Origin of the sequence: Aeromonas sp. S12(2024) (genome assembly GCF_041402305.1) — a bacterium.
GTDB lineage: Bacteria > Pseudomonadota > Gammaproteobacteria > Enterobacterales > Aeromonadaceae > Aeromonas > Aeromonas veronii.
This window is the reverse complement of sequence record NZ_JBGLRB010000014.1, coordinates 95,592-107,889: the sequence shown is the minus strand read 5'-3', so window position 1 is coordinate 107,889 and position 12,298 is coordinate 95,592. Positions and strand designations below refer to the sequence as shown.

11 protein-coding genes are annotated in these 12,298 nt (G+C 60.3%); 4 read left to right on the top strand and 7 right to left on the bottom strand.

All coding sequences use genetic code 11. From position 1 onward, the window contains the following. Positions 1 to 137 precede the first annotated feature (137 nt). Positions 138 to 389: a DinI family protein gene (locus ACB035_RS14425; protein WP_005352362.1), complete on the bottom strand. Its 252-nt coding sequence runs from the start codon at positions 387 to 389 to the stop codon at positions 138 to 140. Between the two features lie 74 nt (positions 390 to 463). Next, positions 464 to 2,890: a DNA polymerase II gene (locus tag ACB035_RS14420; RefSeq protein WP_371167528.1), complete on the bottom strand. Its 2,427-nt coding sequence runs from the start codon at positions 2,888 to 2,890 to the stop codon at positions 464 to 466. A gap of 166 nt (positions 2,891 to 3,056) precedes the next feature. Between ACB035_RS14420 and ACB035_RS14415 the strand changes: the two genes are divergently transcribed. From ACB035_RS14415 to ACB035_RS14405, 3 genes are all read left to right on the top strand, one after another. Beyond that, the gene (locus ACB035_RS14415) at positions 3,057 to 3,551 is read left to right on the top strand and encodes a prolyl-tRNA synthetase associated domain-containing protein (RefSeq protein ID WP_371167527.1); all 495 of its coding nucleotides are present in this window, start codon (positions 3,057 to 3,059) and stop codon (positions 3,549 to 3,551) included. Positions 3,552 to 3,814: 263 nt separating this feature from the next. Continuing rightward, complete coding sequence (locus tag ACB035_RS14410) at positions 3,815 to 5,053, top strand: GGDEF domain-containing protein (protein ID WP_371167526.1); 1,239 nt, start codon at positions 3,815 to 3,817, stop codon at positions 5,051 to 5,053. Beyond that, positions 5,050 to 5,574, top strand: a complete 525-nt coding sequence (locus tag ACB035_RS14405; RefSeq protein ID WP_371167525.1) for a GNAT family N-acetyltransferase — start codon at positions 5,050 to 5,052, stop codon at positions 5,572 to 5,574. Before ACB035_RS14410 ends, ACB035_RS14405 begins: the two co-directional genes overlap by 4 nt. 60 nt (positions 5,575 to 5,634) lie before the next feature. On the opposite strand, the gene ACB035_RS14400 is transcribed toward ACB035_RS14405, so the two are convergent. From ACB035_RS14400 to ACB035_RS14385, 4 genes are all read right to left on the bottom strand, one after another. After that, positions 5,635 to 6,495, bottom strand: a complete 861-nt coding sequence (locus ACB035_RS14400; protein ID WP_371167524.1) for a PA4780 family RIO1-like protein kinase — start codon at positions 6,493 to 6,495, stop codon at positions 5,635 to 5,637. A 195-nt stretch (positions 6,496 to 6,690) separates the two neighbouring features. Further along, positions 6,691 to 7,686 carry a lipid A biosynthesis acyltransferase gene (locus tag ACB035_RS14395; RefSeq protein ID WP_069555789.1) on the bottom strand — a complete coding sequence of 332 codons (996 nt, stop codon included), beginning with the start codon at positions 7,684 to 7,686 and terminating at the stop codon, positions 6,691 to 6,693. A gap of 150 nt (positions 7,687 to 7,836) precedes the next feature. Beyond that, positions 7,837 to 8,826, bottom strand: a complete 990-nt coding sequence (gene lpxM / locus ACB035_RS14390; protein ID WP_041202778.1) for a lauroyl-Kdo(2)-lipid IV(A) myristoyltransferase — start codon at positions 8,824 to 8,826, stop codon at positions 7,837 to 7,839. Between the two features lie 258 nt (positions 8,827 to 9,084). After that, complete coding sequence (locus ACB035_RS14385; RefSeq protein ID WP_181222046.1) at positions 9,085 to 10,077, bottom strand: TDT family transporter; 993 nt, start codon at positions 10,075 to 10,077, stop codon at positions 9,085 to 9,087. A gap of 102 nt (positions 10,078 to 10,179) precedes the next feature. On the opposite strand from ACB035_RS14385, the gene ACB035_RS14380 reads away from it, so the two are divergent. Next, positions 10,180 to 11,085 (top strand): LysR substrate-binding domain-containing protein, encoded by a 906-nt coding sequence (locus tag ACB035_RS14380; protein ID WP_040068074.1) that lies wholly within the window; start codon positions 10,180 to 10,182, stop codon positions 11,083 to 11,085. Between the two features lie 96 nt (positions 11,086 to 11,181). Here ACB035_RS14380 and nfo read toward each other — a convergent pair whose 3' ends face one another. Then, positions 11,182 to 12,024: a deoxyribonuclease IV gene (gene nfo / locus ACB035_RS14375; RefSeq protein WP_368176462.1), complete on the bottom strand. Its 843-nt coding sequence runs from the start codon at positions 12,022 to 12,024 to the stop codon at positions 11,182 to 11,184. Positions 12,025 to 12,298 lie beyond the last annotated feature (274 nt).

The window sequence follows — 12,298 nt, the reverse complement described above, 5'->3', positions numbered from 1 at the left end:
CCTCTCACCACCCACAAAAAACGCAGCCACTTGGCTGCGTTTTTTGTTGTCCGGGGCTCTGCGAATCGTTAGCGGGCATGCCCGTTTTTCAGCTGCCCATTTATCCACCGCCCAGAATTATCCACTGACCGTGGGGATCAGGAGGCGACGTTCTCTTCCGGCATCCAGCTGTCGGCGTTCTCCCACACCTCCTGCACCATGGCTTCGGCCAGCTCTTTGTCTTCCTTGCTGGCACGGCTGACGGTCAGAGCCATGGCACTGCCCGGCGCGACCCGCACATGGATGTCGGGGAATTTTTCGCCAAGCTGCTTGAGCAGCTCCTGACGCAACGCCTCCATGGTCGAGGTCGGGATCTGATGTTTTCTGTCGATGATGATTTCAAGACGCATAGGAAACTTCTCCATGATTTATAACTGTATTTTTATCCAGTATTCATGGGAAGTAAAGTGCCAACTTGCCCCAATCAGAAAAGATCCAGCTGCTGGCCGCAGATCCGGTCGAACGACTCGCCGATAAAGGGGAGGATGGCATCGGCAATCGGCCGCAACTGCTTGTCGATATAGTGTTCGTAATCGATGGCGCTGCGCCGGTACTCCAGCGGCTCTGGGCCATTGAGGGTCATCAGATAGGCGATGGCGCCCCGATGCTGATAGCGCTGGGGCAGACCGCGGCGCAGGTTCTCCTCATCGGCCAGCCGTGCCGCCCGCACATGGGGCGGCACATTCTTCTGATACTCCTCGAGCTTCTGGCGCAGCCGTTTGCGGTAGATAAGCAGATCGTCGTGACGACCGGCGCGAGTCTCATCCACCATGGTGCGCACATAGCCGCTGGGATCTTCATCGTGAAACACCAGCTCATAGAGGCGGGTCTGAAACTGCTTGGCCAGCATGGTCCAGTCGGTGCGCACCGATTCGAGCCCCTTGAACACCAGCTGTTCACTCCCCTCACTGGCCTTGCCAACCAGCCCCGCATAGCGCTTCTTGCTGCCCTTCTCCAGCCCGCGGATGGTGGGCATCAGAAAGCGGCGATAGTGGGTCTCGTACTGGATCTCGAGATAACTCGGCAGGTCGAACTCGCGCCTGATCAGTGCAGCCCAGTTATCGTTGATCATTTGAGCCAGTCGCTGGCCGATCTCGTCCGCCTCATCGGGGCTGGTCTCGCGCCCCAGATGAACAAAGGTGGAGTCGGTGTCGCCATAGATCACCTCGAACCCCTTCTCTTCAATCCACTCGCGGGTCTGCTGCATGATGCTGTGGCCACGCAGGGTAATGGACGAGGCTAGGCGCGGATCATAGAAACGGCAGCCCCCCGAACCCAGCACGCCGTAGAAAGAGTTCATGATGATCTTGATGGCCTGGGAGAGTGCCTTGTTGCTGGCCGCCTTGGCTCTGTCCCTCGCCGCCCACAGGGTGGCGATGAGTTCCGGCAAGAAGTGCCGCTCGCGGGAGAACATGGCGCCGCGAAAGCCCGGAATGGCGTGCTCGGGATGCTGCAACCCTTCGATGAGCCCCATGGGGTCGATGCAGAAGGTTCGGATGATGCTGGGATAGAGGCTCTTGAAATCGAGCACCAGCACATGGCGATAGAGACCGGGTTTGGAGTCCATCACATAACCGCCGGGGCTTGCCAACCCACCGTCGGCCGGCAGATTGGGGGCCACGTAGCCGCCACGATGGAGCCGCGGCAGATAGAGGTTGGTAAAGGCCGCCACCGAGCCCCCTACCCTGTCCAGCTCAAGGCCAGTGAGGGAGGCGCGTTCGATGGCAAACGGGATAAGGTGGCAGTAGTCGAAGATCTCCCACACCAGCTTGCAATCTTCCAGGTTGTAGCGGGCGAGCGCCTCCTTGTCGGAGTGGAACAGCTCGGTGATCTTCTCCCCCCGATTGGCCACGTCCTCGATATCCTTGCCACGGCCAAGCAGTTCGCTCGCCACCGCATCCAGGCTGTAGCTGGCAAACTGCCAGGTGGCGCTTTTCAGGGTATCGATGCCGTCGAGCACCATGCGCCCGGGGATAATAACGTTGCCGGTCTGGGGATCGCCCCGTGACGAGCGCCAGAAACAGAGCTCGCGCCCCCGCCCGAGCCGCAGCCGCCGCTTGTTAAGCTCGGCGCGGCGTAGCAGCAGGCGAAAATCAAAATTAACCACGTTCCAGCCGATGACCAGATCGGGGTCATGCAGGCTGAACCAGCTCTCCAGCGCACTCAGCAGGGCGCTCTCGTCCGCCACCCACTGGACCTCGGTGCCCCAGCTCTCGGCATCCGCTTCCGGGGTGCCGATCATGATGACCCGCGCATCCTGTTCGCTGTAAAGACCGACCGAGAAGAGGGCCCCGTCCATGGCGCACTCCACGTCGAGCGACACCCAGGAGAGGGTTGGCGTCACCGCCTGCGGCGCGCAGCGCGCCTCGTTCACCTCCCAGTATCCCTGCTTGCCCCCCTTTTTTACCGCCCGGCCATCGAAGCGCACACCAGCGGTGATGAAGCGCTCCATCAGGAAGCGCTCCGGCAGCCGGATATCCGCCTCGAAGTGCTCCAGCCCGCGAATGAGCAGCAGCTCGATGGCGCGGTGAAAGGCGCTCAGGGTGGCGAAATAGCAGCCCACCACAGGGCGGCCATCGAAAGTGTGCATCGGCAGGCGGCGAAACCGTCCGCTCACCCCGGCGCCTTTGAACAGATCGGCGGCTTCTGCCATATGGCTCTGCGGCAGGAAGAACACCGGCTCCTGCCCCGGCACCACCACCCGCACCGGCCCCTGCGCGCTCCAGAGCCACATCACGATTTCGGTGGTTGCAGGCTGCCCGTTACGGCCGCGCACATCCCGACCGTGGCGGGTCAGGATAAAACCGTCGAGGGGCGGAGTGGCGGGTACGGTGGGCTGGGTTGCAGTCATGAAGCGTAAAGGGGCTGTCCGAGAATGGGACTATTGTACGTTCATACAGTGCCTGCTCGCAATCGTCACGCTGGCTGCGAGGCGGGAGTCAAACTGGTAAGCTCGATCCGGTCGTTATTCCCGCCCATCCCGTTCTGACCACTCTTCGCCGACGAAAGGAGTCTTTGTGGCAATTTATTCCCTGCTGGATCAGCTGGCTATCCCCTACCAGAGCTTTGACCATCCCCCGGTGTTTACCTGTGAGGAGGCGAGCAAATTGCTGCCCGACCAGCCCGCCGCCAAGACCAAGAACCTCTTTTTGCGCGATCCGAAAAGCGAGCGACTGTTTCTGGTGGTGAGTCCGGAGGATCACCGGGTCGACCTCAAGGCGCTGGCGGTCATGCTCGGGGTCAAACGGCTGAGCTTTGGCTTCCCCGAGCGGCTCGATGCGGTGCTCGACCTTACCCCGGGCTCGGTGACCCTGCTCGCCATGGTGCGCGACAGGGAAAATGCGGTAGAGCTGGTGGTGGACGAGGCCATCTGGCAGGCCGAACAGGTGCTGTGCCATCCGCTGGTCAACACCGCTACTCTGATCATCCGCCTCGACGACGTGCGCCGTTTGCTGACCCATCTGGACAGGGAGGCCATCGTAATGCGCTTGCCTGCTGCAACCTGCGATTAGCACAACGTCTGGCGGTTGGGTTCACCCTGCCGCCAACACAACCACCTTTCACGCAGCGAAATTGACTGACAAGACAATAAAATGGCTCCTTGTGCGCTGATAAATCGAGTCAGCAATTGCCATCGTGCAAGAAGTCGGAGGTGAGCACATTCGGCCATTTAACCCATTGATAATAGGTTGGATTCATGTTGTGATCGGCCACTGCCAGCGGGCGATACCCCATCGCCTGTTCGTTCACAGGTGACTTCCCAGAGAGCCCCTTGATGCCAAGTCTGTTTTCCTCGGCCCAGTTGTTGAGTCTGGTGCTGTTCGTCACGCTGTCACATGTGGGGGTCGCCACCATTTTCGCCGCCATGTGGCACACCCATCGCCAGATCAGGGCATTGATCTACTGGTCAGCGGGGGAACTGGTTATCGCGGGGGCTTTTTGCTGCCTGCTGCTGCGCCCCCTTGAGGGAAATGCATCCCTTGCCAATATTCTCTGCACCAACCTGCTGTTGATGTCGACCACCCTGCTCTATGAACGGGGGATGCGCCACTTCTTTCGCCGTGAAGCCGACCAACTGGGCTGGCTGCTGCCCGCTGTTACCCTCGGCGGTTTCGTCCTGTTTGCCCTGACCGCCCTGCAGCAACCCCTCTTTGATGTGCATAGCCGGATCATCGTGCTCTCCGGCGTGCTCTCGCTGCAGATTGCGCTGCTTATCTGGCAGCTCTGGCGCTACCAGCGGCTGGCCCCCGTCTATCGGGTGCTGCGCTTTGCCATTCTGCTGCTCGGCCTGCAACTGCTGTTGCAACTGCTGCGGATTGCCAAACACCTCTGGCAGCCGGAGCTGGCGGCCAACTCCTTCACCGACCCGCTGCTCGGGCCTGTGATCCTGCTCAGCCTGCTCTTTACCATCGCCCGCAGTTATCTGCTGCTGAGCCTGGTCCACACCCGCCAGCAGCAAGCCCTGCTGGCCACCCAGCGCAAGCTGGAGCGGCGCGCCAATCAGGATGAGCTGACCGGCCTGTTCAGCCGCCACTATTTCGAGCGCCAGGTGGCCCTGCGTGCACGCGAGATGGCTAGCCCTAGCCAGCTGCTGCTGATCGATCTGGACAACTTCAAGCAGATCAACGACCGCCACGGCCACCCCGCCGGTGATGCCATGCTGCGAGCCGTGGGTCGGAAGATCGCTAATACCCTGCCTTCTGAGGGCATGGCCGGTCGGCTTGGCGGCGATGAGCTGGCCCTGCTGCTGATGGCGGACCCGCAGACCCTGCCCGACTACTGTCACAGCCTGCAACAGCAGATCGCCGAGGCGACCCGGGCGCTGGCCGGTGGCCCCATCAGCCTCAGCATCGGCCTCACCTCGCTGCACCCTGACGAGGGATTTGAAGCGGCCTACCTGCGAGCGGATCAGGCTCTTTACGCCGCCAAACAGGCTGGGAGGCAACGGGCCTGCGTGCAGGAGCTCCACCACAACGAGCCGCAGCCGCTGCCGCCCTGCGCGCTCCTGACATGAGCGCAGTTCTCGCTCTGCAATGCCGACCGGCCAGGCTGGCAGATGCCCCGGCTTACCGGCGCTATGTCACCGAATGCGCCGAGGACGGACAGCCGCTCTATCAGGTGGCGCAATTTGACCCGGACGGCTGGCTACAGAGCCTGCTGGATCACGCCAAAGGGCGCAACTTGCCCAGTGGATACCTGCCGACCACCACCTATTTTGCCCTCGATGGCGAGGAGATCATCGCCACCCTGCGTCTTCGTCACGGTGACAATAAGGCAACCCGCCAGTGGCTGGGTCATATCGGTTACGAAACCCGCCCCTCTCGCCGTGGCGAAGGGGCTGCGACCGTGCAGCTGCGCTGGGTGCAACAACAGGTACTGGCAGCGCCTGTGCTGATCAGCTGCGGCGAAGATAATCTGGCTTCCCGCAAGGTCATTACGGCCGCCGGTGGCGTGTTACTGGGGCGGCGCTTCCATCCGGGGGATCGCAACTGGCTGGAGATGTATCAGCTAGCCCCCTGCCCCAGCCGACCATAGCCGCAGCAGTAATAAAAAGAGCGCCCCGACGGCGCTCTTTTTGCGAACGTGGCAAGACCGTTAGTAGCTGTCTTCCTGCTCCGCCTTCATCCGGGCCTGACGGGCATAGGCCTCCTCCTCGGCGCTCTCGATCTCCTGCAGCACCGAATCGAGATCGATGGCGGCGCGACTCTCTTCAAAGTGACCGGTCAGATCGCTATCGGGGGTGAGTTTGCCATCTTCAAACAGCGCCCACATCTCCTGGGCATAACGGGTCTTGAGCAGCTCGGGGGCATACATACCGTAGTAGTTGCGCATGTTGTTGACGTCCCGCTCCAGCATCGCCTTGGCCTGGTTGTTGGCGGCGGCATCCACCACCTGGGGCAGGTCGATGATGACAGGGCCCTGTTCATCCACCAGCACATTGAACTCGGAGAGATCGCCGTGGATAAGACCGGCACAGAGCATCCGCACCACATAGCGGATCACCTTGTGGTGATCAATAACCGCCTGCTCGGGGGTAAGCGCCACATCGTTGAGGCGCGGCGCGACATTGCCATCCTCATCGGTGATAAGTTCCATCAAGAGGACACCATCGAGGCAGACATAGGGCTGTGGCACCCGCACACCGGCCGCCGCCAGCTTGAACAGGGCGTCGACCTCGGTGTTCTGCCACACCTCTTCATGCTGTTTGCGGCCGAACTTGGAGCCCTTCTCCATGGCGCGAGCGCTGCGGCTGTTACGCACCTTGCGCCCCTCCTGATAGACCACGGCCTGCTTGAAGCTGCGCTTGGACGCCTCTTTATAGACTTTGGCGCAGCGGATCTCGTCGCCGCAGCGCACCACATAGACATCGGCCTCTTTGCCGCTCATCAACCGGCTGACGACCTCATCGACCAGGCCGTCATCAACCAGAGGTTGGATTCGATTTGGAATTTTCATGGCCGCCCTTTTACCCTATTTCCGCTCTCGAAGATAGCTCCGCGCACGCTCACCTGCCTCTCCCTTTCATAAGACACCCTGTTATCCCCTGTTTGCGCTGTTTTTGTCCACCCGTTCGCCTTAAAAACCACCAGCAGCAGACCAAATACGAAAGGCGCCTGTGCCAACAAAAATGGCCCGCAAGCGGGCCAATTTTCAAGGTTCGGGCGGCAAGCCCTGACGAATACGCTGGATCCCCGCTTCATAGAGGCCGTCATCCCCCTCCTGATGCTCCAGGGTTTCGAAGATCTTGAGAAACCACATGTACTGCTCGGGATGGCGGGCCACCTGCATCTCCACCACCCGGTTCATGGCATTGACGTCTGCCAGCAGATCGGCGGTGGGATAAGGGTCAAACGGCGGCTCAATCTCCAGCAGATAGCGTCCCTCATCCTCGTCATAGCTGGCGAAGATGGGCACGGCTCTGGCACCAGTCAGCTTCACCAGCTTGGGCAGCGCGGGCAGGGTTGCCTTGGGGCGACCAAAAAAGGGAACAAACACGCTCGCCTCGCGGCCGTGGTCCTGATCCGGCAGGTAAAAAAAACTGGCACCGGCGCGGATCGACTTGATCGCTGGCTTGATCCCGGCGCTGCGCTCATACACCTTGCCCCCTTTGGCCCGCTCGCGGTTGATGTACCAGTCGAACACCTGATCTTTCGGGCTCTTCATCATGGTGCACATCTCGATCCCCATCATGGAGAAGTAGCGGCCAATCATGTCGACCGCCCAGGTATGAGGCACCACCAGGATCACCGGGCGGCCTGCAGCCTGCTCCGCTTGCACATGTTCCCAGCCGGTGACCTTGATGCGGCGGGTCAGCCGCGCCTTGCTGCGCCAGCTGAGCTCGCCAAAGCCCATAAAGGTCTTGAGCCCGACCCGGATCGATTTGAGCAGCAGCGCCTGCCGTGCAGCGGCATCCAGCTCGGGAAAGCAGATCTTGAGGTTGGTATCGGCGATATAGGCCTGCTTTTTCGAAAAACGCAGCAGGGTCGGCGAAACCAGATCGGCAAAGCGATCCCTCAATCTCGCAGGAGTAAATGCCAGCAGGGAGAGCAGGCCCAGCGCGCACCAGCTGCCCCACCATTTGGGATGCAGCAGGCGGCTATGAAATGAGGTATCAAATACCGGATCTAACGCAGACATGGCGGCCATCAAGTCATCAAAAACAAACGGTTATTGTAGTTATCCTGACATTTTTTTCTACCCTGGGGAGGCTGGCCATCAGCCTGCAAGGCACTGATCAGACTAGTTATCATAAAAAATGGCCCACCAGGGGCCATTTCAATCAATCCAAATTCTGGGTCAGCCGTGGGGTGACAATCCCTTGCGGATCCGCTGGATCCCCGCCTCGTAAAGGCCATCCAGCCCCTCCTGATCTTCACGGGTATCGAAGATCTTGAGGAACCACATATACTGGCCCGGATGGCGCATCAGCTGCTGTTGCACCATGTCGTTCATGCGACAGGTATCGGCCATCACATCCTCGGTGGGATAGTTGTCGAACGGTGCCTCAATCTCCAGTCGGTAGCAGTGGTTCGCTTCGTCATAGCAGGCGAGCAGCGGCACCGCCTTGGCACCACTGACCTGCACCAGACGGGGCAAGGCAGGCAGGGTTGCTTTGGGATAGCCAAAGAAGGGGGCGAAGATGCTCTTCTCACGGCCATGATCCTGATCCGGCAGATAGAAGAAGCTGCGACCGCTCTTGATGGTTCTGATCACCGCCTTGATCCCGGCGCTGCGCTCATAGACGCGGCAACCGTTCTTGGCTCGCGCACGGTTGAGGTGCCAGTCAAACACCGGATTGCGCGCCCGTTTCATCATGGTGCACATGGGCACCCCGCGCTGGGTGAAGCAGTAACCGGCGGCATCCACCGGCCAGGTATGGGGCACCACCAGGATCACCGGACGGCCGGCCGTCCGCTCCGCCTCGATATGCTCCCAACCGATCACCTGCATCCGGCTCATCAGATAACGCTGACTGCGCATGGTGAACTCGCCAAATCCCAACAGACTCTTGAGGCCGACCCGGATCGAGGTCAGTGCAATGGCATCCCGCTCTTCCGGGCTCTTGTCCGGGAAGCAGATCTCCAGATTGGTTCTGGCGATATAGATCTGTTTTTTCGAGATACGAAACACCAGCGGTGCCAAGGCTTCGGCCAAACGGTCGCGCAATCGCACCGGCACAAAGGCGAGCAGCATCAGCACACCGAGCGCCAGCCAGCTGAACCAGTAGCGGGGATGCAGAAAACGGGCTTCAAAAGAGGAGTCAAATACGGGATCTTGGGACGACATGTATTGGGGTCGAGCGAAAAAGTGGTACTGCATTGTAGTCGTCCTGACAGGTAATACCAGTTAAATCCATGGCAAATAGCCCGCCACGGGCGCCACATCAAAAAACCATAAAAAAATGCCCCGCACTGCGGGGCATTTTGCTCGTTACACAACCAGGGTGGAGGCTCTTTGTCCATCCATCGTATGACTGGTCGTTTATCCCGTCGCTCTCGGAGCGCACTGCTTATCCATTTCCCGATGTCACATCTTCTTCAAGATTTAACGGTGAGCACCCTGGCGGACCATGCCGTTATTCATTTCGGTATTACGCTGCGGCAGAAAAAACATCAGGTAACGCAGTGCCACATACCCGACGATGACGGTAGCCACCCCCAGCTCGAAGTGGGCCAGCAGTCTGATCTGCTCGACGTAGTGACTCCCTTGCGCAAACCCTTCAACCAGATGAGCCACTTTGAACAGGGCGGTGGCACCGATCACCAGCGGGAAGGTGAAGGCGGCATAACCCGGCGAAAAGGGCAAACGCAGCAGTTTGATGAAGGCCAGATAGATGATACCAGTCATCAGGATGGCAATCCCCAACAGCACGGCCACCAGCAGCAGTGACGGCTCCTGGCTGACGGTCAGGTAACCGGCCAGAGAGAGGCTGGCAGGGGCCGCCAGAATGGCGATGGTCGGTTTGGCGGCATCCGGCACTTCATGGCTGAAGATCAGGCGATAGAGCATCAGCGGCAGCATCAGGCCGTAGCAGATGATCCCGAACCAGAGCAGACCGTTGGCCAGCGGGGCAAATTGACCGCCCGGGAAGGCGACGTCAGCCACGATGATCCCCACCGGCGGCACGAACCAGCTCGGCACCATGTGGTGGATTTCAAACTCTTTGGCGCGATGCCAGATAAAGGTGGCCAGGAACAGCAGGTGAACCGCCACGGCAAACAGCCAGAGGGCCTCGCCCGCTTGCGGCGCAATCATACCCAGCGCTTTGGAGACCACCATGGTGCCCATGGCATAGGTCGGTACCACACTGCCCACCACAGGGTGAGCGAGATCCTGCAACAGCAGGCGGGGGTGAAGCAGAAACTTGAAGGTCAGGATCACCAGCAGCACGGCCGCAATGGCAGCGCCCAGCAGTTGCATCCGGCCATCGAAGTGACCGGCATTTTCCCAACACCAACCAAGGCTGGCGATGCCCAGCGCCAGACCCGCCATGGGGGTTGGGGCGGCAGCCAGTGATTTACGGGTTCTTGCGATCATGATGACACCTTTCTATTGATGACTATGGCGATAGGATAATGGTCCCTTATCGTTTACGATATCTAAATGAATTAAATCAATCATTCAGGAAAACCAAACACGATGAAACTGACCCTGCAGCAGCTGAAAGTGTTCGCCACCATTGCCCGCTATGGAAACCTTGGCCTTGCCGCCAACGAGCTCTGCCTGAGCAAGGGGGCCGTCTCCCAGTCGCTGCAGGAGCTGGAGCGCCAGCTCTCCACCCCGTTGTTTGACCGCATTCACCCCAGATTGCAGCTCAATAACGAAGGGCGCCTGCTGCAACCGGCCGCCGAAGAGCTGCTGACCCGGATGCAGGATATCGAGAACCTGTTCAGTCCCGATGCCGAACCGAGCGGCCAGCTGCGCCTTGGTGCCAGCCAGACCATCGGCAACTACCTGCTCCCTACCCTGCTCGCCAGCAGCAAACAGGAGCTGGGGCTCCCCCCCAAGGTGACCATCAACAACACTCACCTGCTCTGCCATGCGCTGGCCAACTTCGAGCTGGATATGGCACTGATCGAGGGGGAGAACCACCACCCCGACCTGCTCGCCGAACCCTGGCTGCAGGACGAGATGCTGGTGGTGGCCCCACCCGGTCACCCGCTTGCCAACAAGAAGGAGCTCTCCCTCTCCCGTCTGGGGGGCGAGACCTGGGTATTGCGTGAAGCACAATCGGGCAGCCGCGAGCAATTTATCCAGCAGATCCAGCCCGAGCTGCCCCGCTGGCAACCAGGGCTTGAACTCAACACCCTGGAGGCGGTGATGCTGGCGGTGGAGAAGGGGCTTGGTATCTCCTTTATCTCCCGGCTGGCAGCCTCGGATCGCCTGGCAGATGGGCGGCTGATCGCCCTGCCCCTCTCCCGCCGCTTCCCGCGCCAGCTCTCCCTTATCTGGCACAAGCAGAAGTACCACTCCACCTCCCTGCGCCACTTTATCCACTTCTGCCGGGCTCAGGTGAAGGATGCCGAGGTGAGCCGCGCAGAGTAACGCGCGCTCGGAGCGCCGCTGACAGGCCCGCCCGCCAATGATGGAAAAAGCAGAGAGGGAGCCACGGCTCCCTCTCTTTGATTCGCTTGCTCGGTATCACTGCGCCAGACTGCGCAACCAGCTGATCTCATCGCCCCAGATGGACTCGTCTATGGTCTCGAGGATCAGCGGAATGCGATCGAAGCGATCATCATTCATGATGTGGTGGAAAACAGCCTCCCCCAGATTGCCCTCCCGCAAGCTGTGGTGGCGATCGACCCGGCTACCGAAGGTGCACTTGGCGCCGTTGATATGCATCCCCTTGAGATAGTGAAAACCCACCGTGCGGTCGAACTCGGCAAAGACGGCAGCGCAGCTCTCGGCGGTGCGCAGATCGTAGCCAGCGGCAAAGGCGTGGCAAGTATCGAAACAGATCCCGACCCGGCTCTTGTCCTCCACCCCCTCGATGATGGTGGCGAGGTGCTCGAACGACCAGCCGAGGTTGGTCCCCTGCCCAGCGGTATTCTCGATCACCGCCGTCACCCCTGCACTGCGCTCCAACGCCCAGTTGATGGACTCGCTCACCAACTTGAGGCTGGACGCCTCTGGGATCTGCTTGAGATGGCTACCGGGATGGAAGTTCAGATAGCAAAGCCCCAGCTGCTCGCAGCGTTTCATCTCGTCGAGAAACGCATCGCGGGATTTGGCCAGACCATCGGGATCCGGGTGGCCCAGATTGATGAGGTAACTGTCGTGGGGCAGGATCTGCTCCGGCAGAAAACCGGCCTTGTCACAGGCCGCCTTGAAGGCACGGATGGTGGCATCCGACAAGGGCGCCGCCTGCCACTGACGTTGATTCTTGGTAAAGAGGGCAAACGCGTTGGCCCCGATGGCCTGGGCGCGGGCGATGGTATTTTCCACCCCGCCGGCCGCACTGACGTGGGCTCCAATATATTTCATACAATCTCCTCAATACGGCAAGCCGCCATTATGCCGCTCCCGCCCGGCCACGCCAAACCGGGATATCCGATAGCGGGTATCGACAAATAGCGCCACCTTGGCGAATCGAAGCACTGCGTTTCATGGCGTAATCGGCCTGCACTGTCGCAACCGCTCCGCAGAAGGGATAGTTAGAGCCCGTCCACGCCAGCATGGCTGCCCATAAAAAACGCAGCGTATCGCCTGAGCAATAACGCTGCGTCTTTGGCTCTCTCGGCCGTCCCCCTTGCCGTGG